The 24,650-nt window shown below is 35.0% G+C and carries 19 protein-coding genes and 1 tRNA gene; 8 read left to right on the plus strand and 12 right to left on the minus strand.

The window, feature by feature from the left end; genetic code table 11:
- Positions 1-6 precede the first annotated feature (6 nt).
- Positions 7-77 (plus strand) — tRNA-Cys (locus tag IIF7_RS12285).
- Between the two features lie 193 nt (positions 78-270).
- Here IIF7_RS12285 and IIF7_RS12290 read toward each other — a convergent pair.
- The 3 genes from IIF7_RS12290 to rnr are packed head-to-tail and all read right to left on the minus strand — an operon-like array spanning position 271 to position 3,900.
- Positions 271-975 carry a LysE family translocator gene (locus IIF7_RS12290; RefSeq protein WP_084841994.1) on the minus strand — a complete coding sequence of 235 codons (705 nt, stop codon included), beginning with the start codon at positions 973-975 and terminating at the stop codon, positions 271-273.
- 30 nt (positions 976-1,005) lie between these two features.
- Entirely contained in the window at positions 1,006-1,680 is a 675-nt protein-coding gene (locus IIF7_RS12295) for a head GIN domain-containing protein (RefSeq protein ID WP_084841995.1), read from the minus strand.
- A 15-nt stretch (positions 1,681-1,695) separates the two neighbouring features.
- Positions 1,696-3,900 carry a ribonuclease R gene (gene rnr / locus IIF7_RS12300; protein WP_084842039.1) on the minus strand — a complete coding sequence of 735 codons (2,205 nt, stop codon included), beginning with the start codon at positions 3,898-3,900 and terminating at the stop codon, positions 1,696-1,698.
- Between the two features lie 1,217 nt (positions 3,901-5,117).
- Between rnr and IIF7_RS12310 the strand changes: the two genes are divergently transcribed.
- Entirely contained in the window at positions 5,118-5,552 is a 435-nt protein-coding gene (locus IIF7_RS12310) for an RpiB/LacA/LacB family sugar-phosphate isomerase (protein ID WP_084841997.1), read from the plus strand.
- 68 nt (positions 5,553-5,620) lie between these two features.
- Complete coding sequence (locus IIF7_RS12315; protein ID WP_084841998.1) at positions 5,621-6,058, plus strand: GNAT family N-acetyltransferase; 438 nt, start codon at positions 5,621-5,623, stop codon at positions 6,056-6,058.
- 3 nt (positions 6,059-6,061) lie between these two features.
- On the opposite strand, the gene IIF7_RS12320 is transcribed toward IIF7_RS12315, so the two are convergent.
- The 6 genes from IIF7_RS12320 to IIF7_RS12345 form a co-directional block, all read right to left on the minus strand.
- Entirely contained in the window at positions 6,062-7,699 is a 1,638-nt protein-coding gene (locus tag IIF7_RS12320; protein WP_084841999.1) for a S41 family peptidase, read from the minus strand.
- A gap of 132 nt (positions 7,700-7,831) precedes the next feature.
- On the minus strand, positions 7,832-8,239 hold the full coding sequence (gene rnpA, locus IIF7_RS12325) for a ribonuclease P protein component (protein ID WP_084842000.1): 408 nt from the start codon (positions 8,237-8,239) through the stop codon (positions 7,832-7,834).
- A gap of 37 nt (positions 8,240-8,276) precedes the next feature.
- The gene (locus IIF7_RS12330) at positions 8,277-9,266 is read right to left on the minus strand and encodes a 2-hydroxyacid dehydrogenase (protein ID WP_084842001.1); all 990 of its coding nucleotides are present in this window, start codon (positions 9,264-9,266) and stop codon (positions 8,277-8,279) included.
- A gap of 380 nt (positions 9,267-9,646) precedes the next feature.
- Positions 9,647-11,518, minus strand: coding sequence for a M1 family metallopeptidase (locus tag IIF7_RS12335; protein ID WP_084842002.1), 1,872 nt, complete (start codon positions 11,516-11,518; stop codon positions 9,647-9,649).
- A 12-nt stretch (positions 11,519-11,530) separates the two neighbouring features.
- Positions 11,531-13,210 carry a S8 family peptidase gene (locus IIF7_RS12340; RefSeq protein ID WP_176218950.1) on the minus strand — a complete coding sequence of 560 codons (1,680 nt, stop codon included), beginning with the start codon at positions 13,208-13,210 and terminating at the stop codon, positions 11,531-11,533.
- 1 nt (position 13,211) lies between these two features.
- Positions 13,212-14,075 (minus strand): MBL fold metallo-hydrolase, encoded by an 864-nt coding sequence (locus tag IIF7_RS12345; protein WP_084842003.1) that lies wholly within the window; start codon positions 14,073-14,075, stop codon positions 13,212-13,214.
- 166 nt (positions 14,076-14,241) lie between these two features.
- Here IIF7_RS12345 and IIF7_RS12350 point away from each other — a divergent pair, with 166 nt between their 5' ends.
- Positions 14,242-16,119 (plus strand): cation:proton antiporter, encoded by a 1,878-nt coding sequence (locus tag IIF7_RS12350; protein WP_084842004.1) that lies wholly within the window; start codon positions 14,242-14,244, stop codon positions 16,117-16,119.
- 83 nt (positions 16,120-16,202) lie between these two features.
- On the opposite strand, the gene IIF7_RS12355 is transcribed toward IIF7_RS12350, so the two are convergent.
- The gene (locus IIF7_RS12355) at positions 16,203-16,961 is read right to left on the minus strand and encodes a YebC/PmpR family DNA-binding transcriptional regulator (RefSeq protein ID WP_084842005.1); all 759 of its coding nucleotides are present in this window, start codon (positions 16,959-16,961) and stop codon (positions 16,203-16,205) included.
- Positions 16,962-17,168: 207 nt separating this feature from the next.
- Here IIF7_RS12355 and IIF7_RS12360 point away from each other — a divergent pair, with 207 nt between their 5' ends.
- Entirely contained in the window at positions 17,169-17,678 is a 510-nt protein-coding gene (locus IIF7_RS12360; protein WP_084842006.1) for a lipocalin-like domain-containing protein, read from the plus strand.
- Between the two features lie 84 nt (positions 17,679-17,762).
- Here IIF7_RS12360 and lepA read toward each other — a convergent pair whose 3' ends face one another.
- Entirely contained in the window at positions 17,763-19,559 is a 1,797-nt protein-coding gene (gene lepA / locus IIF7_RS12365) for a translation elongation factor 4 (protein WP_084842007.1), read from the minus strand.
- Positions 19,560-20,051: 492 nt separating this feature from the next.
- Between lepA and IIF7_RS12370 the strand changes: the two genes are divergently transcribed.
- Genes IIF7_RS12370 through murQ form a run of 3 tightly spaced genes read left to right on the plus strand, consistent with a single transcriptional unit; the run spans position 20,052 to position 23,751 of the window.
- Complete coding sequence (locus IIF7_RS12370) at positions 20,052-21,311, plus strand: sugar MFS transporter (RefSeq protein WP_084842008.1); 1,260 nt, start codon at positions 20,052-20,054, stop codon at positions 21,309-21,311.
- 53 nt (positions 21,312-21,364) lie between these two features.
- Positions 21,365-22,906, plus strand: coding sequence for a beta-N-acetylhexosaminidase (locus tag IIF7_RS12375; protein WP_084842009.1), 1,542 nt, complete (start codon positions 21,365-21,367; stop codon positions 22,904-22,906).
- A 29-nt stretch (positions 22,907-22,935) separates the two neighbouring features.
- Positions 22,936-23,751 (plus strand): N-acetylmuramic acid 6-phosphate etherase, encoded by an 816-nt coding sequence (gene murQ / locus IIF7_RS12380; RefSeq protein WP_084842010.1) that lies wholly within the window; start codon positions 22,936-22,938, stop codon positions 23,749-23,751.
- Between the two features lie 104 nt (positions 23,752-23,855).
- Here murQ and IIF7_RS12385 read toward each other — a convergent pair whose 3' ends face one another.
- The gene (locus tag IIF7_RS12385; protein WP_084842011.1) at positions 23,856-24,611 is read right to left on the minus strand and encodes a DeoR/GlpR family DNA-binding transcription regulator; all 756 of its coding nucleotides are present in this window, start codon (positions 24,609-24,611) and stop codon (positions 23,856-23,858) included.
- Positions 24,612-24,650: the final 39 nt, after the last annotated feature.

The following is a 24,650-nucleotide window of genomic DNA, read 5'->3' on the forward strand; positions in this document are numbered from 1 at the left end:
TAAAAGGGCATCGTGGCCGAGTGGCTAGGCAGTGGTCTGCAAAACCATGTACAGCGGTTCGAATCCGCTCGATGCCTCAACAAAAAAGGCTTTCCAGATTTTTGGAAAGCCTTTTTTTATTTCATATTTCTAAGTAAATTAGATTATATACTTCAGGTATATTCAAAGAAATCTCCAAAAATAGTTACTAAAATTATCGATTTTCAGCATTATTTTTTTTCAACCTCAGTATAAAGAATAAGGAATATTAGGGCGAACCCAGGAAAAAATTTACTCGAAAAGACCTATCCCATCACCCGGGGTAATATTATCTATTTGTTCTCTAATTTCGTTTACTTCACCAGGAAAAGCTCCTTGAGAGATCAAAACAATTCCAAAAACAATTAGCATAATACTAATTCCTTTCTTCATTAAATAAATTCGTTTAGGCGTAAGCTTTCTATTAAGTTTTTTAGCCAGTAAGATTTTAAAAACATCAACAATAAGGTAGGTCACTAAAACTGTACTAAAAAACACTAAAATTCGATCGCTTTGCATTTCTAATCTAGGTCCAAAAACAATGATTAAACCAAGCCAAAAGCCAAGTACTCCCACATTAATAAAATTCAGTAAAAAACCTTTTAAAGCTAATCCCAGATAATCACTTTTTCCTAGCTTTCTAATATCCGGACTTTCTTCTTCCTGCGGTAATGATTTTTTTGTCTGAATAAAAGTCATCACACCATAGGTAGTAAGAATCACACCACCAAAAATGAATAATGCTGGATCGTCTTTTATACGTTCAAGCAGTTTGGTAGTACTTAAATATGCAATGAAAAGGAAAACTGTATCTGCAATTATTACACCTAAATCAAAAGATATAGCAGCCCTAAAGCCTTTTATTGCTGCGGTTTCCAGTAATACGAAAAAAACTGGTCCCAACATAAAAGCCAAAAATAAGCCTAATGGCATGGCTGCTAAAATATCATGTAGCATAAGCTGTATTTAGAATGCAAAAATAAAAGATTAGTTCTTTCTCACCACTTTACCACCAAACAATGTGCTTTTATCTATCTCTTCTGGATCGCCATACACATTTACGGTACCTCCTGCTCTAACCTTAGCAGTTACTTTTCCAGTTACAGTTACATCGGCCACACCACCTGCTTTAATATCTACGTTTAGATACTCAGATTGCAGGTTTTTAGCGTAATATTTTCCGCCAGTATTAATATTTACTTCCTGGTGATTTACTTTTCCTGAAGGTGTTAATTCACCACCACTTCTAATTAGCGCTATTAAATTATCAACTTCAAACTCACCCGTAATATCGCCACCTTCCTGAGCTTCCAGCGTGAAAAATTCAGCATTAATTTTATCGGCTATAATTATTGAAGCATTTTGTTTAGCTCTAATCTCATCAATACTTTTGTAATAAAGTAGTACCTGGGTATCGTCATCTTCATCAAAAATATTATCGATTCCTAACTTTATTTTTAAAGTAGCATTTTCTACATCAAATTCTACATCTTCCCTACTCTCGCCAGTTACAACCGCTTTATTCTCATTAGATCTAACAAGTTTTACGGGTAAACCATCGTAAACAAATATCTTCTGAAAATCTGCAAGATCATGTTTAGTTTCCTGTGCATTTAGGTTTAATCCTAAAACCACAAATGCAATAATCATTATCTTTTTCATGCTTTTTAAATTAATCTATCTTTCAAAATCTTCTCTTAATCCCAACATAGTAAAATCTAAATGACGTTTTACTAGATCGGCATTTTTTACTTTTACATAAACCTCGTCACCTAACTGATAGGTCTTATTAGTTTTTCTACCAATAACAGCATAATGCTCTTCGTTAAATTCGTAATGATCGTCTGTTAGATCACGTAAACGAATCATTCCTTCGCATTTATTTTGTTCAATTTCTACAAAAATTCCCCAATCGGTTACTCCAGAGATCACACCCAAAAATTCTTCGTCCTGGTGATCCTGCATAAATTTAACCTGCATGTATTTTATCGAATCACGCTCGGCATTTGCTGCAAGATTTTCCATCTCACTGCTATGATGACATTTTTCATCATAAACATCTTCACTGGCAGAATCTGCTCCGTCCAGATATTTTTGTAACAAACGATGTACCATAACATCTGGGTAACGACGAATTGGCGAGGTAAAATGTGTGTAATAGTCGAAAGCTAAACCGTAATGCCCAATATTTTCTGTACCGTAATACGCTTTACTCATCGTTCTAATCGCAAGTGTATCTACAAGGTTTTGTTCCTTTTTACCCTGCACATCTTTTAAAAGACTATTTAGAGAGCTTGTAACGCTTTTTCTATCGGTTAGATTAAGAGAATGTCCAAAACGCCCAACAACAGTTTGTAAGGATGCTAATTTTTCTTCATTTGGCTCGTCATGGCAACGATACACAAAAGTTTTCTTCGGTTTTTGTTTTCCTATGAATTCGGCTACTTTTTTATTGGCAAGCAGCATAAATTCTTCGATAAGCTTATTAGCATCTTTAGAAGTTTTAAAGAATACACCTACTGGTTCGTTTTCTTCATCCAGATGAAATTTCACTTCAACTTTATCAAAAGAAATGGCTCCATCTCGCATTCTTACCGATCGCATTTTTTTTGCTAATCGATCTAATTCTAAAACAGCTTCAACGATATTATCATCTACTTCATAAGCTCCTTCTTCACGAATCGAAATATCTTCTGGGATCGTATTTTCTTTGGTTTCTATAATATGCTGCGCTTCTTCATAAGCGAATCTGGCATCAGAATAGGTTACCGTTCTACCAAACCACTGGTCTTTTACCTTTGCATTTTTATCCAATTCGAAAACAGCAGAAAAAGTATATTTTTCTTCATGTGGTCTTAAAGAACAGGCTCCGTTCGACAAAATTTCAGGAAGCATTGGCACTACCCTATCTACCAAATAAACAGAAGTTGCACGTTCGTAAGCTTCTTCATCTAGAATCGTATCTGGTTGTAAATAATGCGAAACATCGGCGATATGAACACCAAGTTCTATATTTCCGTTTTCTAATTTTCTAAAACTTAAGGCATCATCAAAATCCTTAGCGTCCTTTGGGTCGATTGTAAAAGTTAAAACATCGCGCATATCACGACGCTTTTTTATTTCATCTTCAGTAATCGAAAGATCGATCTTATTTGCAAATTCTTCTACTTCTTCAGGAAAATCTGCTGGTAAACCATATTGTGCTAAGATTGAATGAATTTCAGTATTATGATGTCCAGGAGTTCCTAAGACTCTGGTAATAATTCCAAAAGGTGAATCGGCTCTTTTTGGCCAGTCATCAAATTCTACCAAAACCTTATCGCCATCCTGTGCTTCTCCTAATTTGTTTTTCTGAACAAAAAAGTCGGTATACATCTTTGGATCATCGATCACTACAAATCCAAAATCTTTCTTCAGCTGTAAAACACCAACAAAACTGCTTCGTTTACGTTTGATGATTTTAGTTATTTCTCCTTCAGATTTTTTTCTTCTTCGGTGTTTATAAACATAAATTTCTACCTCGTCCCCATGAAAAGCTGAATTTAAGTTTTGTTGCGGAATCATAATATCTTCTTCAAACTCATCCACAATAACAAATCCATAACCTTTGGTAGACATATCTAAAATACCGGTGTGATAATTCGCACCTTTTTCTACCATAAACTTTCCACGATCTACCTGGTTGATTTCTTTTTTAGCCGCTAACTGTGCTAATTTCTTGGTAATTTGATTTCGGCTGCTAGGATCGTCTACACCTAATTTTGCCGCTATTTGTTTATAATTATACGCTTTACCGGCATCCTTTCTTAGAATATCGGTGATCTTTTTATCAAGATTACCCAGTTTACCACTGGATTTATTGTTTTTCTTCTTTCGTTTCATTCCCATATACAGGTAAAATTAGTGTATATAACTGATTTTAGATGAAAATGAATGTAAAGTTTTGTTAAGTGCATTCTAAACAAGTTCTAAGAGTTTTAGTAAGAAAAGATGAAAATTAACGTCTAAGGCCTAAAATAAAGACCAAATTCCTGCGTTAAAAATGTTATAATTATCTTAATAATTTCTTAATTTTGCAGTTCGATTTTAATGGAGTTTTATAGCTAATTTTAGAGTAATGAAGTTGTTAGCCACCAAATCTAGAAGATTTTTCATCTTATTTTTCCTCATTTTTCTGCTTGGGGTTATTGGCTTTTTTACTTACATCAACAGTTCTTTAAATCAGCGATCTGAACTTGATCCTAATCATACTCCCGTTCAGCATAAAATCACACACTATAATTAAGAAATAAAGTGTATCTTTAAGTACCTATTAATCAGGTGCATGAAAGATTATATCTACCTAGAAAGTTTTACTTATTCACACGAGTGTCACGTTGTTAAACATCTTTTAGACAACGAAAATATTCTTTATCATTTTAAGAACGAAACAGTTATAGATCTTATTCCTTTATCTTCCTTTGGCCTTGGCGGCATTAAACTTTACATCCATCCATCACATCTAACTAAAGCAAAAAATTTATTAGACCAAACTTTTAGAAAGAATAATCATCTTAGAATCGTTTAGTCATTCTTAGTTATTCACATTATATATATCTATTATTTTTCTTTTCTTTTTTTTAAAACTTAAATGATGATATATGATTGCGTGTTAATTTGTACAATAAAATTTGCTTGATTTATTTGGAATTTGACTTGTGATTATTTGATAACAACTTATCAACAGGTGTTTATATTCTTAACTACTTGAAAGCCTTATGTTTTTAAGCTTTACTTAACAATTCTTAAATTTTAAATTAACATATAAATTCTTGAAATTTTAAAATTCACAGGCTGTTTATAACCTGTTGTTAGTTGCTGAAAACTTGAAGAAAAATAACCGACTTATAATTTGGATATATGCTCCTATAGTTGGCTTTGTAATTTTTTCTGAATAAAGCAAATTAGGTTTTTATTTTCTCATCAAAGGTTATTCACAAGTTATTGTCAATTCTAAACACCTGAAAATAAAGGCTATTTAAAAAGTAATTAACAATGCAATATTCTTAGGTTAATAAGCACTTTTTATACCTTTGTAAGTAGTTAATAAAACTAGAATTATGAAAATCTCCATTGGTAATGACCACGCCGGGACGCAGTATAAGAACCTAATACAACTGTATCTAGAAAAAGAAGCCGGTATCGAAGTAAAAAATTATGGTACAAATACAGATGATAGCGTAGATTATGCAGATTTTGTTCATCCCGTTGCAGAAGATGTTGAAAACGGAGAAGCAGATTTTGGAATTATCATTTGCGGTAGCGGTAATGGTGCCAGTATGACGGCCAATAAACATCAAAAAATACGTTGCGCATTGTGTTGGACGGGTGAGATCACTAAATTATCAAGAGAGCATAATGATGCTAACATTTTAAGTATCCCTGCACGTTTTGTTTCTACACAACAGGCGGTAGATATGGTAAAGATTTTTTTAAATACTGAATTTGAAGGTGGTAGACACCAAACAAGGATCGATAAGATTCCGTGCCAGTAATTAACAATCAAGTAAATAATATATCCCGATTTTGTATAAAATCGGGATTCATTTTTTAAAGCCTAATAATGAACATTAGTATTAAAACATTCAACGAGCTTAGCTTAAATGAGTTATATCAAATCTTACAATTGAGATCTGAAGTTTTTGTGGTAGAACAGGATTGCGTATATCAGGATATCGATGGCAAAGACGATAAAGCATTACACATTATTGGTGATATAAATGGCGAAATTGTAGCTTATACACGCTGTTTTGATAAAGGATTTTATTTTGAAGAAGCCGCAATTGGTCGCGTTGTTGTAAAACAGGAACAACGAAAATATGCTTATGGTCACCAGATCATGAAAGCTTCAATAAAAGCAATTAAAGATCATTTTGGTACTGAAAATATTAAACTTTCAGCACAACAATATTTAATTAAATTCTATGAAAGTCATGGCTTTACCAGCCTTGGTGAAGGATATCTTGAAGACGGCATCCCACACATTGCTATGGTAAAATAGTGCTTAATTTTGTAGAATTTTAGCATACTGGCCAGGGTTGTTTAAAACTTCCCTGGCTTTTTTTATTTCTTCGCTATTAGCTACATGATTTTGATATAAACCTTCCTGATAAAAATAATGTTTAATGATCTGGTCTTGTAAAACCGATTTAATTTCTTCTTTCTTATTATCTAGATCTTCAGCCTTGCTTTTATCGATCTCAGTAGATATTTGTTTATAACTATCAAGGATATCTTGCTGAAAACCTTCAGATTGTGCAGTTATTAACAATTGCTCCAATTCCTGTTCAGTATCTGTTTTATAGTTAAAATCTGAAGTTTTTAAATAGTCTTTAAAATCACTAAAATCGGCATCGCTAAATTCATAAGTTACGGGATCTTCAACATTATTTTGATAATAGTAATTGGTGGCATAATTGAAAATAGCATTCTTCTCTAAAAGCGCTCTGGTAATACTACTATATTCTGAAGATTCTAAGCGAACATCAGGTAAAACTCCACCGCCATCGTAAACTGTTCTTCCGTTTTTGGTTTTAAAAGCATTATAATCTTCCACCTTTGTACGAACAGCTTCCCCATTTTCATCTCGTTTACGGTAATCTAAAGCCTGTATACAGCGTCCGCTTGGTGTATAATAGCGAGAGATAGTAATTTTAAGTTGCGTACCGTAAGCGATCTCTTTTGGGCGTTGTACCAATCCTTTTCCAAAAGTACGCGCACCTACCACTACTCCTCTATCCAGATCCTGAATAGCTCCTGAAACGATCTCACTAGCCGAAGCACTTTGCCCATTCACTAAAACCACTAACGGAATTTTAGTATCTATTGGCTCCTTTTGGGTGTAATATTCTTTATTATATTTCTCGATTACCGATTTGGTGCTGGTAATAAGTTCTCCTTTTTCTAAGAAAATATTACTCACGTTTATCGCTTCGCTTAATAAACCACCGGGATTTCCTCGAAGATCAAGAATGATCTTATCTGCACCCTGGCTTTTAAGATCTTTAACCGCTCTGCTGGTTTCTTCGTAAGCTTTTTGGTTAAATCTACTTAAAACCACATAGCCGCTATTATCTTCTAAAAGACTATAAAACGGCACCGCTTTTAATTCAACCGAACTTCTTTTAATGCTGGTTTGTTGTGTTTTTCCCTGTCTTTGGTAAGTGATATTAACTTCAGAATTTAAAGATCCGTTTAATAAAGTTTGTGCACCTTCAGTAAAATCTGAAACTTTGGTATCCCCAATTTTAGTGATTTTATCGCCAGGTTTTAATCCGGCTTTATCTGCAGGGTAATCTTTATAAACTTCAGTTATTAACAGGATATCTTCATCTGGTTTTAAAGCCGCACCAATGCCGGTATATTCTCCTTCCATATTAATTCTGGAGCTTTGTACATCTTGCTCACTCCAAAAATTAGTATAAGGATCCAGATCTGTTAACATCGATTTTATCGCGGTATCCATAAGATCTGCCGGGCTGGTTTCATCAACATAATTCATGTTGATTTCCTTAAAAAGCGTGGTAAAAATTTCAATTTGTTTCGCGATCTCAAAGAAATCAGATTTAAAACCGAAACTTGTGAATAACACCACCCCGCTAACAGCTAAGATTAGTGTTTTTTTATAGAGATTTTTTTTCATCTTCATTAATAATTTAAGGATGAATACCAACTTCATCTTACTCGATAATCGAGATTAAATACTCCGAGGCAAGCCTCGATATAAAGACGATTTTCGAAAAAAAGCCTTAGGTTTTTACCCTCAGGTAGTTTACTATTTTAAAACGCTTATTTTTTCCTTTTGTTTTAAGCGTTCCAGTAAGTTAAGCATTAACTGCTCCATCTTTATTTGAGAAATGTCTTCGCGGGAAAGATAAATAAACATCAACGCATATTGCTGTTTTGCCCCGGTCATAACAATATACTTATTTTTTCTGAAAGATTCTCGCATCAGTCTTTTGATGCGATTGCGTTGTACAGCGGTTTTTATAAATTTCTTCGGAACAGAAAATCCAGTCTTAAAATATCGATTTTTAGCTGAAACTGTCACAGAATCCTGGGAAGTGATAGGAATATAGACCAATCTAAGCGGATAATTCTTTATCGAAATACCTTCAGCAAAAAGCTTATCGATAAGAATTTTACTCTTTAATTTTTCATGTTTTTTGAAGCCTTCTTCCATGCCCCAAAAATAGGTATTGTAAATGGATAATTACAAACTAAACCTTAAGCTGATTATTGGTTTCTTTTTCCGCTTTAAAATCTTTGATGTTCTGTATGGTGACCTCAGCAATTTGCTGCAATGCTTCTTTGGTTAAAAATCCCTGGTGTGCGGTAATGAGAACGTTTGGGAAAGAAATTAACCTCGCGATAATATCGTCTTTGATCACACTTTCAGAAAGATCTTTAAAAAACAATTGCTCTTCCTGCTCGTAAACATCGATACCTAAATAACCTAATTTACCAGATTTAAGTGCTTCGATCGTATCTACGGTGTTAATTAATGGGCCACGGCTGGTGTTAATTAGCATCATACCATCTTTCATTAATTTAAAGCTTTCTTTGTTGATGATGTGCTTGGTTTCTGGATTTAGCGGGCAGTGTAAAGAAATAATATCAGATTGTTCTAGTAATTTTTCAAAAGAAACATAAGTACCGCCCTGCTCTATGATTTCTTTATTTTCAAACTTGTCGTAAGCGATAATCTTACAGCCAAAACCTGTCATATTTTTTGCAAAAATGCTTCCTATTTTACCGGTCCCAATCACACCCACAGTTTTCCCATGAAGATTGAATCCGCGTAATCTTTCCAAGGAAAAATTTCCTTCTCTAATACGATTATACGCTTTGTGTGTTTTTCGATTTAAAGTAAGAATAAGTGCAACCGCATGCTCTGCAACGGCTTCTGGAGAATATGCCGGTACACGATACACTTTTATATCATATTTAGCCGCTGCAGCCAGATTTACATTATTAAAACCGGCGCAGCGCAGTACCACAAATTTAACTTTGTTTTCAGCTAAAATCGCTAAAGTTTCTTCATCCAGATCGTCGTGGACAAAAACGCAAACACCATCGTAACCTTTGGTAAGATCTGCAGTGTCTTTGTATAATCTAACTTCAAAATATTTAAGATCTATTTCTTGTTTGTGATAAGGATCAAAGAATTCTTTATCATAAGATTTGGTGCTAAAAAACGCTAATTTCATATTCTTGAGGTTGGATTGGTATTCTAAAAATATAAAATAGATCGACTAAATAAAATTTAATCCCTTATTTATGGTTTAATTTCCTCAGGATCGACTCGAATTATTTTTAACTTTTCCTATTTGATTATCCGTAATTTGTAATAATTCGTTGTGATCGTCATTCCGGACTTGATCCGGAATATCATACTATGTTGAAAAAAAATATATTGTGATGAGACCCTGAATCAAGTTCAGGGTGACCACAACTCATTATGATCTATTGCGGACATTCAATTTCCTATTATCTCATGGGATTACCCCGAGGTTCTGGATTATGGAAGCTTTTTTAAAACAAAAAAGTCCGGCATTTGCCGGACTTTCTATTCAATAGAAAAATATTGTTATTCTGAATCTACCTGTCCGTACGTATTATTATTACGGTTAACATCTGCCATAAGCTGAGATTCGTCGATTTCGATCGATTTTATATCTGCTTTTGCAGCATCGATTTCCAGCTCGTAAGTTGGAAGTGCCCAAGGCCAGTCTTCTTTTAAAATACGCTCTACATCTCCTTCAGCTGGTTTTTCCCAACGCATCATGCGCAATGGCATATAGTATAATTTTTTACTACCATCGTTTAAAGTTACTGTAACTTCAACAGGCATTGGCATTAAAGCTTTTCTTTCTAAGGTGATTTTGGTTCCGTTTTCTGCCGCTTCAACGCTATTTATCGCGTAATCGATTTGGTTGGTAGTTTCGGTCCAATCTGTTAAATACCAGTGTAATTCGGCTCCAGAAACTTTTTCAGCAATTCTTATAAAATCGTTTGGTGTTGGATGTTTAAATTTCCATTCATCATAATAACGATTTAAAGTTTCAGCTAAATTATCCTGACCAATTATATAACCAAGTTGCGATAAGAAAACCGCTCCTTTACTGTATGCTGCAATAGAATATGCAGTATTGATATCGTAACGATCACCATGCGTAGTTTGTGGTTGTTCCATACCAGAAGTTGCAATATAGTTGTAACCTCTATACGATCCAGCTGTTGGATTTCCTGAAGTTCCTTTGATCGTTTTTTGAGCTAATCCAGAAATATAAGTAGTAAAACCTTCGTCCATCCAAGGATGCTCAGATTCGTTTGTTCCTAATAATTGCTGAAACCAGGAATGTGCAAACTCATGTGCCGTAGTTCCTAGTAGACCATTATAACTTTCACCACCGGTAATTAGGGTACACATCGCATACTCCATACCACCGTCACCACCTTGGATAACTGAATATTGTGGCCATGGATAAGGACCAATATGCTCGTTAAAGAAAGCTAGTAGTTTTGCAGTTTCTGGCTGAATTTTTTGCCATGCATCTGTTACTTTTGGATCGTCTTTGTATAAAAAGTGAAGTGTTACTCCGCTTTCAGTTTCCAATTTGTCGTGGATATATTCTGGATCTGCAGCCCAGGCAAAATCGTGAACTTTTTCAGCTTTAAAATTCCAGGCTAGTTTTTTGCCTTTACGTTTAACTTTAGTTCCTTCTTCTTCGTAACCATAACCAATTTCTTCAGGGTTTTGTAAAACTCCTGTCCCGCCAATAATATAATCTTTGTCGATGTTAATGGTTACATCAAAATCTCCCCAAACGCCATGAAACTCTCTGGCGATATAAGGATCTGCATGCCAGCCTTCAAAATCATATTCGGCTAATTTAGGATACCATTGCGTCATAGAAAGTGCAACACCATCAGCGTTATTTCTACCAGATCTTCTAATCTGAACAGGTACCTGACCTTCAAATTCCATTTTAAAAGTAGTAGATTTTCCAGGTAAAATTGGTTCAGCAAGATGAACGATAAGAATTGTTTCTTCATCTTCCATCTCTACTTTCTTCCCATCCTGAGTTAAAGAAGTGGCTCTTAAATAACCAATTTCGTCTTCATTAAGTTTGGCAATTCTACTTTCGTAATCTGGATTTTGACGATCTCCTTTATTATTTACCATTCTTCCATCTGGATCCTGGATGTCCTGTAAACGAGAATCCATTTCGCTTCCTGGTTGGAAAGCGTTAAAGAACATATGGTAGTAAACTTTGGTTAAAGTATCTGGAGAATTATTGGTATAAACCAACTCCTGTGTACCGGTATATTGGTAATTTTCAACATTCATATCTACGTCCATATCGTAGTCTACATGCTGTTGCCAGTAACTGGTATTATTTTGAGCCTGCGAAAATGCAGTGGCCAATAGAGCCAGACTAAAAATTAGTTTTTTCATAAATGTGGGTTATTATTTAGAAACTTTTGAGGCTAAAATTAATGCATTATATAAATTAGCAATCTTTCCAGAGGTAGAAAGTTCACTAAATTCCTTTGTGTTTAATCGATCACCGCCAACAATTACATTCGCCTGAACCGGTAAACCACTATCCATAATGATCTTTTTAACCTGTGGAGCGGTTAATTTAGGAAAATAAGATCTAATCATTGCAGCGATTCCTGCAACTTCTGGTGAAGCCATAGAAGTTCCCTGTAAATATTCATATTCGTTGTTTGGTGTGGTAGACCAAATTTTATTTCCGGGAGCAAAAACATCTACATTTTTCTTTCCGTAGTTAGAAAAATCGGCTACCAGTTTAGAACCATAATCATAATTTAAAGCACCAACTGTTAAGAAATTATCGCTTATTTCTAAAGGATTATCTGGTGTTTGATCGTTAGGATAAACCATTTTTTCATCCAGGTTTAAACTTTCATTTCCTGCTGCATTTACAATTAAAACATCCTTTTCTGCTGCGTATTTAATAGCATCTCTTACCCAATCTGGATGAGTAGAGAAATATTTCCCAAAACTGGTATTGATCACTTTAGCACCATTATCTACTGCATATCTAATAGCAAGAGCAATGTCTTTATCGTACTCATCGCCGTTAGGAACAGCTCTAACGGTCATGATCTCTACATTTTGGGCAACACCGTCCATTCCAATACCGTTATTTCGTTGTGCAGCGATAATCCCAGATACGTGGGTACCATGTTTTATATTTTCTTTATCGGCTTCAGGTCCCATTACGTTATTATTTCCGTAGTTACGATCATTAAGATCATCTGGGTTATCGCCAACAATTTCTCTTCCGTTAAGCTCTAGATTTAAATTGATTTCAAGCATTTCTGAATAATAATCAATTGCTCCATCCAGTTCTTCGATCGCTTTTGGAATATTTTCGTTTACATTTTGCTGAATCTGAAGCAACATGGCTTTATACTGGCTTAAAGGTTGCGCAGTAGCCTGCATGGCTCTTAATTCTTCTATTGTATAATCTTCTTTCCCTAATTGAGAAGAAACCGCCTGATGCGCCGCTACCAGCTGCGATTTTATTTGCTCATATTGAGAAACATTTTGCTGAGTTTCGTTTAGTTCTTTACGATATTCTTGTTCAGCTTCTTTGTATAAAATGAATTCTTCGCGGTTGGCTTCACTAACCGTACTTGCAGATTTACCTTCGTATTTAGGTTTTAATTCTCTATAAATTCTAACATATTCCAGGTTTTCATCTACAGCATCACCTAAAAAGTTCCAACCGTGAACATCGTCGATGTAGCCATTGTTATCATCATCAATTCCGTTCCCGGGAATTTCATCTTCGTTGGTCCATAGTACGTTTTTAAGATCTTCATGCTCGATGTCTGTACCGCTATCGATCACCCCAACAATCACTTTTTTACCTTTTTGATCTTTAATTATTTCTGAATAAGCTCTATTAACACTCATTCCGGGAATTGTATCGTAAACTAGATCTGCCTCTGGCCAGTTTTTAAACTGAGCATCTGTAAGTGCAGTGATCTTAAGCGGAATGGTATCAATATTAGCGATTGGGGTTGAAACTATTGCAGGAGCACTACTCCCACAAGACGCAAGAATGGCTGCTGAGGTAGCAGCCAGTAATGGTTTATAAAATGGAATTCTCATTTTAGTTAAATAATTCATTAAACGTGTATGTTTTATCATGTCTCACACCTTTTTCGGTGTGTTTTACGGTTATAACTTCGTTGTGAGCATCATGTTGCATAAAAAGATACATTTCTTCATCTGCCGCTTTATCTAAAAAGCTTTTCTTTTCAGGTAAAGTAAGTAAGGGTCTGGTATCGTATCCCATCACGTAGGGCAACGGAATATGTCCCGCAGTTGGTAAAAGATCTGCCATAAAAACCAGTTTTTTTCCTTTATACTCGATATGCGGAATCATTTGTTTATCGGTATGTCCATCTACAAAGAGCACGCCAAATCCAAGATCTGGTACATTGGTAAAACTTTCTTTATCCTTTCGATCTACAAAATGAAGTTGCCCACTTTCTTCAATAGGCAGGATATTTTCTTTTAAAAAAGAGGCTTTTTCGCGAGCATTTGGTTTAGTGGCCCACTCCCAGTGATCTTTATTGCTCCAGTATTTAGCGTTTTTAAATACGGTTTCGTAACCTGTGCGGTCTTTATTCCATTGCACGCAGCCACCGCAATGGTCAAAATGTAGATGGGTAGTAAAAACATCGGTAATATCGTCGCGATGAAATCCATATTTCTTTAATGAGCTGTCTAAAGAATCATCTCCCCACTGAAAATAATAGCTAAAGAATTTGTCACTTTGTTTATCGCCTAAACCTGTATCGATAAGAATTAATTGATTACCATCTTCGATTAAAAGGCTACGGGCGCCAATATCGATCATGTTATTGCTATCTGCAGGATTGGTCTTTTGCCAGATACTTTTAGGAACTACGCCAAACATGGCACCGCCGTCTAGCTTAAAATTACCTGCTTCGATAGGGTATAATTTCATAAATTATTAAATTTTCACAATATATCGCAAATTATTAAATCAAATGCTCAAAAGCGTTTTATTGCTTCTATTTAACACCAGATTACAAATAATCTCAGTTTAAGACCAGCTTAGGAGCAAACTAAACTATTTTTAATATTTTTAGCTTTTAAAAACGAAAAGATTAATGTTAGAATTAGCAGGTATTATAATTTTAGGAATATTGGCACAGTGGGTGGCGTGGAAATTTAAAATTCCTGCAATCCTTCCGTTGATTTTAATTGGACTATCAGTAGGGCCAATTGCCACAATGTTTACAGACGATGGAGGTAAACTTATAGAACCTATCTGGAATGGAGAATCTGGATTATTCCCCGGCGAAAGTTTATTTTATTTTGTTTCGCTCGCTATTGGGATTATACTTTTTGAAGGTGGATTAACGCTTAAAAAAGGAGAAATTTTAAATGTTGGTTTTGTAATTGTAAAGCTAATTACCGTCGCAGTAATCGTTACTTTTATTGGTGCTGGTATCGCAGCGCATTATATTTTTGATCTTAGCTGGCAAATTTCATTTTTATTTGCTTCGTTAATTATCGTTACCGGGCCAACTGTAATTACACCAATTTTACGAAACATTCCGCTTAAAAAGGATGTTTCTACCATTCTAAAATGGGAAGGTATCCTTATCGATCCTATTGGTGCACTGGTTGCGGTTTTGGTTTTCGAGTTTATTAGTGCCGGTAAAGGAAAAGAATATACTTCAACTGTATTGCTTGAATTTGGTAAGATTGTGCTTTTTGGATTCACTTTTGGATTCACTTTTGCCCATGCCCTGGCCTATAGTATCAAGAAAAATATCATTCCGCATTATTTGTTAAACGTACTTACACTGGCTGCGGTGCTAGGTGTTTTTGTATTGTCTGACCAGTTTGCGCACGAAAGCGGACTTTTAGCCGTAGTGGTAATGGGAATGGTGATGGGAAATATCGACCTTCCAAATATCAAGGAGCTTCTATACTTTAAAGAATCCTTAAGTGTTCTCTTAATTTCTATTTTATTTATTCTGTTGGCTGCAAATATCAATATGGAAGATCTTTACCTGGTATTTACCAGTAAAGCCATTTGGTTATTTGCGGTAATTGTTTTTGTGGTAAGGCCACTTGGTGTTTTTATAAGCAGTATAAATTCTTCTTTAAAATTTAACGAAAAGCTGTTTATAAGCTGGGTTGGACCACGTGGAATTGTTGCTGCCGGTATCGCCTCGTTATTTGGTTTAGAATTAGCAAATCAAGGTGTCGAAGGCGCCGAATATATTACACCACTTGTATTTATGATCGTTCTGGGGACAGTACTGCTAAATGCAACTACTGCCCGTTTCTTTGCACAATTAATAGGCGTATTTTTAAAGAATTCTGAAGGAATTTTAATTATTGGGGCTTCCTCAATTTCAAGAATTATTGCTGAATATCTAGTAGATAATGGAAGACATGTTGTACTTGTAGATAATAACGGAATGAACGTTAGAAAAGCTAAAAGCATGGGATTAGATGCTATTGAAGAAAATGTATATTCTGAAGATCTAATTAATAATATAGAGCTTAATGATGTGGGTTATTTAATGGCAATGACCAGCAACAGCGAGATTAATAAAAATGCGATAGAAAAATTTAAAAAGCATTTTGGCGAAAATGGATCTTTTAGAGTGGTTTCTCCTGAAGAAATGCAGGATCCAGAAAATAATCCAAAAGAAGGATTATTCTCGCAAACCGATGATTATGTAAAATTAACCAATTTGGCCAGAAAATATCCTACGATTCACGAAATTGAATTGAATTCTAAGGAGCATTACGAAGGTTTAATTGAAATCTCTAAAACAGATCCTGATATCATTCCTCTATTTGTAAAAAACACAGAAGGAAATCTAAATATAATCCCTTCTAATAGTAAAGATGTAGATATTGAAGAAGGTTTTAAACTAACTTATCTTGGGAAACGAATGGAAGTTGAAGAGAAATCGAATACCGGAGATTCTGAAGATACCAAAGCCAATACAAAGGAAGATTAGAATATTTAAAATTAGATAAAAAAACGCCCAATTTTAACTATTAAAATTGGGCGTTTTTGGTTTATATTTTTTTTAAAGAACAATTAATTTTCATCTATAGCTTTAATAAGTTCATCTGTAATTTCAAGATTATGATACACATTTTGAACGTCTTCGTCGTCTTCAAACTTTTCGATGAGGTTAAGGATCTTTTTAGCGTCCTCTACCGGTAGTTCAACGGTGTTTAAAGGGATTCGTTGCACTTCAGAAGATTTTGTCTCTATGTTTAATTCTTCAAGTTTAGAAGACATTAATCCAAAATCATTAAAATCGGTATAAACCGTTATTAAATCGTCTTCTTTTTCAATTTTGGTGGCACCACCTTCAATAAGTTCTAGTTCAAATTCTTCAAGATTCATTTCAATTTTTTCTTTTTCAAGAACAAAAACTCCTTTTTTATCAAATAAGAATTCTAAAGAACCATTAGTACCTAAACTACCTCCATTTTTAGTGAAAATCGATCTTACAGAAGCTACGGTTCTATTGGTATTATCTGTGGTACATTCAACAAAAATTGCAACACCGTTAGGGCCATAACCTTCAAAACTTACTGTTTCGTAATTATCGGCATCTGCCCCACTTGCTTTTTTAATTGCACGATCTATGGTGTCTTTGGGCATGTTTACCCCTTTTGCATTACTAATTGCATTGCGTAAACTGGGATTAGCTTCAGGATCTGCCCCGCCACCTTCTTTTACAGCAACACTAATTTCTTTAATTGCTCGGGTAAATTGCTTTGCACGTTTTTTATCCTGTGCTCCTTTGCGGTGTTTTATATTTGCCCATTTACTGTGTCCGGCCATTTTTTCTATTTTTTGGCATTTTTTAATCAGTTTTACTTCAATTTAAGTCGATTTTGGTTAAAAATGAAGTAATTTTCACAAATTTAAGAAATCGAGCATGCAATAAGAAATTAGGGGATTTATACCCTTTTTACATCGCAATCTGCTTTTTGAAGCTACCAATTAGATATCTTGTAAATGAAAAATTCAATCTAAATCAATCAAAGAATGAAGAAGTTATTTTTAATGCCAATGTTATTGGTATGTTTTCTGGTGAGCTCCTGCGGTAGCGATGACGACAATGATCCTAAGGTGTCTAATAATCTAAGTGGAACCTGGGAAGTTTCAGATGTTTATTACGAGGGCGATGCAAATATTGGTGAAATGAATTATCAATTTATAGGCCAGTCCGTGAGTTTCGATGATTATATATTTGTTTTTAATAATGATGGTACGTTCACATCTTCTGGAGCGTATACGGCAGAATTAACAATGATCATGAACGGCCAGGAATATACTATAGAGGAAGCTGTTCCATATTCTTCAGTATCTGGTAATTATTCTATAGTTGAAGATATACTTTATTTTGAAACAGCATCTGAAGAACAGGAGGTTGAAATCATAGAATTGAGTTCTAATAGAATGATCCTTAATGTTTCAGGAAGTGCAGCCTTAACTGGCGGTCTTGAAGGTATTGCAAATGTTGATGTTATGGAGATCACACTTCAGAAGCAATAATAAGCATAAAATAAGTAAAAACTAAAAACCCTCATAGCTTAAAAACTATGAGGGTTTTTATATAAAATGAGCTTTTAACTGCTATTAATCGTTTAGTTTTAAAACAGCCATAAAAGCTTCCTGAGGTATCTCTACGTTGCCTACCTGGCGCATACGTTTTTTACCCTTTTTCTGCTTCTCTAACAGTTTTCTTTTACGGGATATATCTCCACCATAACATTTTGCAGTAACGTCTTTCCTAAGGGCTTTTACGGTTTCTCTGGAAATGATCTTAGCACCTATCGCTGCCTGAATAGGAATATCAAACTGCTGTCTTGGGATTAGTTCTTTCAGTTTTTCACACATTTTCTTACCAATATCGTAAGCATTATCCTGGTGTAATAAAGCAGAAAGTGCATCTACTTTATTTCCGTTCAGTAAAACGTCAACTTTAACTAATTTAGAAGTACGTAAGCCAATAGGAGAATAATCGAAAGAGGCATAACCGCGAGAAACTGTTTTTAAGCGATCATAAAAGTCGAAAACAATTTCAGCTAATGGCATATCAAAAGAAAGTTCTACTCGCTCTGTCGTTAAGTAAGACTGGTTGGTGATCTCACCTCGTTTTTCAATACAAAGAGACATTACTGGCCCAACATAATCTGCTTTAGTAATTATGCTTGCCTTAATAAATGGCTCTTCTACCCTGTTTAAAGTTGAAGGTTCTGGTAAATCTGAAGGATTATTAACTAAAATAATATCATCTGGATGCTTATTGGTGTAGGCTTGATAAGACACGTTAGGTACAGTAGTAATTACCGTCATATCAAATTCACGTTCTAATCGCTCCTGAATAATTTCCAGATGAAGCATTCCTAAAAATCCACATCTAAAACCAAATCCTAATGCTGCAGAACTCTCTGGAGTAAACACCAAAGAAGCATCATTAAGCTGAAGTTTTTCCATGGAAGCTCTAAGTTCTTCGTAATCTTCAGTATCTACAGGATAAATTCCTGCAAATACCATTGGTTTTACATCTTCAAACCCGGCAACCGCTTCAGTAGTTGGATTTTTAGCATCTGTAATAGTGTCCCCAACTTTTACTTCACGGGCATCCTTAATTCCGGTAATTAGATATCCTACATCACCAGTTTTTATTTCCTGTTTTGGATGCTGAATGAGTTTTAAAGTACCAACCTCATCTGCCGAATAATCTTTACCTGTTGCAACAAACTTAATGTGCTGGTTCTTTTTAATACTACCATTTATTACCCTAAAGAAGGTCTCTACACCACGAAACGGATTGTAAACAGAGTCAAAAATCAGGGCTCTTAATGGTGCATCAACTTTACCACTTGGCGCAGGAATTTTGGTAATAATAGCATGTAAAATTTCTTCGATACCAATTCCTGTTTTTGCACTTGCAGGTATTACATCTTCAGGGTCACAACCTAAAAGATCTACAATATCGTCTGTAACTTCTTCAGGATTGGCGCTAGGAAGATCTACTTTATTTAAAACCGGAATAATTTCAAGATCGTTTTCTAAAGCCAGATAAAGGTTAGAAATTGTTTGTGCCTGTATACTTTGTGCAGCATCTACTACAAGTAAAGCGCCTTCGCAGGCGGCAATAGATCTGGAAACTTCGTAAGAGAAATCTACGTGTCCCGGGGTATCAATTAAATTTAGTGTATACTGTTCACCTTCATGAACATAATCCATTTGGATTGCATGACTTTTAATAGTGATACCACGCTCCCGCTCCAAATCCATATTATCTAAAAGCTGTGCCTGCTTTTCTCTTTCTGTTACCGATCCTGTAAAGTCTAAAAGTCTATCGGCTAGTGTACTTTTACCATGATCGATATGGGCGATGATACAAAAATTACGAATGTGTTTCATGCAATTGTGAACATTAATTAGTTTAAACCTGTTGGTTTTAGTCGCTGAGTTTTAAACTCTTTATTTTTAATCCTTTATTAAGGGGTTATTTCCCCTCGAGGCATTTATTTTAATAAGCATTTTTTCTATAATTTAAAGCTGTTTTGGCTTTTATAGAATAAACGCAATCCTAATATTTTATAAAAAACAGTCCTAAAATATCGATTTTGGACAGTATAGTTATAAAATTTTTGGGCTGCAAATATAGTTTATTTCAAATACCTGTTATAAACTTTAAAAGCCTGTTTAAAAATTATGGAATTTGCAGATTTAGATATAGAATTCTAAATAAAAATTTAAGTTATGTTCTTTTTAATTATAAAAAAAGTTAATAAAGTGTTTAAGTTTTATAAAAAAGTTTCTTTTTTTTGTAAAGAGGCTTTCTTGAAAATTTAATGATTTGAATTTAAGCTTTTTTAATATGCTAATTTAAAATACGAGTAAATAAATATTATGAGCACTAACTCGAAAACTTCAGGAACCAGCAGGTCGATCATTATTATTGGGGTGTTATTTTTCATCTTTGGATTTGTAACCTGGCTAAACTCAGTTTTAATTCCTTATCTAAAAACGGCTAACGAGCTGAATAATTTCCAGTCGTTCTTTGTAGCTTTTGCTTCTTACATCTCGTATTTTGTAATGGCTATTCCTTCAGCTAAAGTTTTAGAAAAAACAGGTTTTAAAAAAGGGATGGGCCTTGGATTGCTGGTAATGGCCGTTGGAGCATTAATTTTTATTCCTGCTGCAGCGTCTAGAACTTATGCGTTATTCTTAACAGGATTATTTGTTCAGGGAACAGGTTTAGCTTTATTACAATCTGCTGCGAATCCATATATCACTGTTTTAGGCCCAATAGAAAGTGCTGCAAAGCGTATTAGTATTATGGGAATTTGTAATAAGGTGGCAGGTATTTTAGCGCCTTTAACCATTGGTGCTATTTTACTTAAAAATATGGATCAGGTGGAAGCGAAGCTTAGCACTTTAACAGGAGCCGAGCGTGAAGCCGAGTTAGATTTGCTTTCTTCAAGAGTAGAAATGCCATATATCGTAATGGCAATTGTTCTTGTTGGTTTGGCTGTACTAATTTATTTTTCTTCTTTACCAGAAATTGAAACCGATAAAGAAGACGAAAGTTTAGCGGAAGCCAATAAAAATAAAACCAGTGTTTTCCAGTTCCCTAATTTACTTTTAGGAACTTTAGCGATGTTTCTTTACGTTGGTGTAGAGGTTATTGCCGGGGATACGGTTATTACTTATGCAAAAGATGGGCAGGGAATTGCTTCTGAAGCGGCTTTACAATTTACATCGTATACACTAGCGGCAATGATCGTTGGTTATTTGATCGGGACAGTTACTATTCCAAAATATATTAGTCAGGCAAAAGCATTGCGAATTTCCGGAATCTTAGGTATTATCTTAGGATTAGCGGCAATATTTACTGAAGGTTTTGTTTCCGTGCTTTGTATTTCGATGCTTGGTTTAGCAAATGCGGTTGTTTTTCCTGCAATCTGGCCTTTAGCTTTAGACGGTTTAGGAAGATTTACCAAAATAGCTTCTTCATTTTTGATCATGGCTATTGCCGGTGGTGCGATCGTTCCTTTGGCTTATGGTTCTTTAGCAGATAGCTTCGGGCTTCAGCAGGCATATTGGGTAGTAATCCCTTGTTATTTATACATTCTTTTCTTTGCCGTTAAGGGACATAAGATTAGATAAGCCCATCTTGGATTAATGAATCAAACTCTCAATGAGGGATTAAAAATATAAATATGAAACGTTCTTTCTTTTCTGTTTTCTTTGTAGTATTCATCTTTTTGGGTGCTTACGCCCAGGATAAACCCGCTATTATTCCGAAGCCTTCCAAAATTGAATGGAAAAATAGCGAATTTCAGTTTTCATCTAGCCTAACTCTTTATGCAGATGCTGAAGCTGAAAAAAGTTTAAAATGGCTAAAAACACTATTGAATGCTACAGGAAGTGAGCTTGAAAAAGCTTCAGAAAAGGAAGCTATCGTTTCATTGAAAATCGATAAAAATCTTTCTTCTTCTTTAGGAAATGAAGGTTATCAGCTTAAGGTAACTTCAGAAAAAATTAAAATTGAAGCTGCTACTAATGCCGGACTTTTCTACGGAATAACAACGCTTCGTCAACTGTTTCCAGCTGAAGTGGAAAATGGTAAAATCACTTCAGAATTTAGTATTCCAGCGGTTAGTATTACCGATAAGCCTTTTTACGAATGGCGTGGAAGCATGATCGATGTTGCCAGAAGCTTTTTCGATTTAGATTATCTAAAAAAGCATGTAGATCGTATGGCCCTTTATAAATTGAATCGTTTTCATATTCATTTAAGTGACGATCAGGGGTGGAGAATTGAGATTAAAAAATGGCCAAAATTAACCGAAATAGGAGGGCAGTCTGCTGTAAAAAATGGTCGTGCCGGTTATTTAACTCAGGCTGAATTTAAAGAATTACAGGCCTATGCAAAAGAGCGTAATGTAATTATTATTCCTGAAGTTGATATGCCGGGACACACTTATGCTGCTTTGCAGGGATATCCAGAATTAAGCTGTGATAATTTCGAGAATCTTGATCCTAAACGTGCAACTCCACCAGAACCTTATCACGGTGTAGAAGTAGGGTGGAGCAAGTTTTGTATGGAAAAACCAGTAGTTTACGATTTTGTAAGTGATGTGATTGCCGAGCTTGCTGAAATTACTGATGGCCCTTATTTGCATATTGGAGGCGATGAAATTGAAGATGAGCATTACAAAGAATTTGTAGTAAAGGCTGAAAAAATTGTTCGTGAAAACGGCAAAACTGCTATTGGTTGGGAAGAAGTTACCCAGGCTAAAGTAGACGATTCGTTTATTAGTCAGCGCTGGACGGGAACCACCAAAAGTGTTGTAGATACCAGAATTATCGAATCTATTTGTAAAAGTTTTTACTTAGATCACGGGAATATTCCAAATCAGCCAAATACGTATAGCTGGTGTAAAAAAGACGGGGTTTCCTTAAAGAACGTTTACGATTTTGTTTCTGAAAATGAGAATGCTATAGGCGTTGAAGGTGCGGTTTGGACAGAGCTTGTACATAGCGATGCTACTGCAGACGACCGTCTTTGGCCAAGAAGTATCGCTGTTGCTGAAGTTGGCTGGTCTTCTCCGAAAAAGAAAGATTATTCTGAATTTACAAAACGTTTGGGAACGCACGGTAAACGATTGGATTATCTGGGAATCAACTTTTATAAAACCCCAGATGTGCAGTGGAATGCAACAAAAATTAAAGGAGTATTTTCTACAGTAGAAAAATAATCGGAAATTGCGAGAGCTAATATTATCTGATGGAGAGTAAACAACCCGATACCGAAAAGCAGTCAAAATATAATGATCTTGAAAAGATGAGCACGGCAGAATTGCTGTCGAACATCAATAAAGAAGATCAAACAATTGCTGAAAATGTACAAAAGCAGCTACCCGCTATAGAAAAACTGGTAGATGTAATTGTTGAAAATATGCAAAAAGGAGGTCGGTTATTTTACATTGGTGCTGGCACAAGTGGTAGATTGGGAGTTTTAGATGCTTCAGAATGTCCACCAACTTTTGGCGTAACTCCAGATATGGTGATTGGTTTGATCGCAGGCGGTGATACTGCTCTTAGAAATGCGGTTGAAAATGCCGAAGATGATACTTTACAAGCCTGGAAAGATCTTCAGAAATATCAAATTTCAGCAATTGATACGCTTGTAGGAATCGCAGCATCAGGCACAACTCCTTATGTTATCGGTGGAATAAACGAAGCCAGAAAACATGGAATATCAACCGGATGCGTTGCTTGCAGTAGCGGTAGCCCATTAGGCGAAGCTTCAGAATTTCCTATTGAAGTGGTAACAGGCCCTGAATTTGTGACCGGTAGTACAAGAATGAAAGCCGGAAGTGCCCAAAAGATGGTTTTAAATATGATTTCTACCAGTGTTATGATCAAACTGGGTAAAGTTAAAGGCAACCGAATGGTAGATATGCAGCTTTCTAACAAAAAGCTGGTTGGGCGCGGCACGCAAATGATTATGGACGAACTTAATGTACCAGAGGCTGAAGCTAAAGAGCTTTTATTGAAACACGGTAGCGTTAGAAATGTTCTACTCGATAATCTAGATTAAAAATATCTTGTCTTATTTTGAAATAATTACTCTTGGGTCTTCCTTTAAAGAGTGTAATCAATTATAAAAAAGCGTTCAAATAATATCGAATATCAGATTATAGTTTAGAGTAATTTTAAACCAGCTTTTTGATATTTTTCAAGACTTTTATCTGAAGGATCTAGCTCTGTAACCATAGTGTCTACCTGTGTAAGATCACAGATTTTATAGCGGTTAATGGTATCTAATTTTTTAGAAATACTCAGGGAAACAATCTTTTTTGAAGAATTGACCATTGCTTTCTTCATTTGAGCAATTTCCCAGTCAATTTCAGTAATTCCTTTTTCCAAATCCATGTAACCGGTTCCTAGAAAGCAAATATCTGCAGTAATTTCAGATAAAGTATTAATAGAATTTCCGCCAGTGGCTAATTGAGATCCTTTAGAGAGCTTACCGCCAATTAAATGAACTTCGTTTAACATCGACGAATTATTAAGCAATTCTACCGCCATGGGGAGACTGGGTGTAAAGAAAGTAAGATTCATCTTTTTGGGTAATAATTTTGCCAGTTCTAAATTTGTAGAGCCCCCCGTTATAAGTACAACATCACCATGATTTAAAAGAGAAATGCCTTTTTTAGCGATTATCGACTTGTTTTCATACTCATAAATCTCCCTGTTTTGATCGGAATGTATATTGAAACCGTTAGATACCGCACCACCATGTACCTTTTTTAGCTGTTTTTCCTTATCCAGTTCTACAAGATCTCTTCTTACAGTATCCATAGATACGTTAAGAATATTTGTTAAGTCGCTTAGCAGTACTCTGTTATGTAAATGAACTTCATTTAAAATAATCTCGTGTCGTTCTTTTTTTTTCATATTGGTATTTCGGGATATTTCTAAAGTATATAAATATAG

This window comes from Zunongwangia atlantica 22II14-10F7 (assembly GCF_002094855.1).
Classification (GTDB): domain Bacteria; phylum Bacteroidota; class Bacteroidia; order Flavobacteriales; family Flavobacteriaceae; genus Zunongwangia; species Zunongwangia atlantica.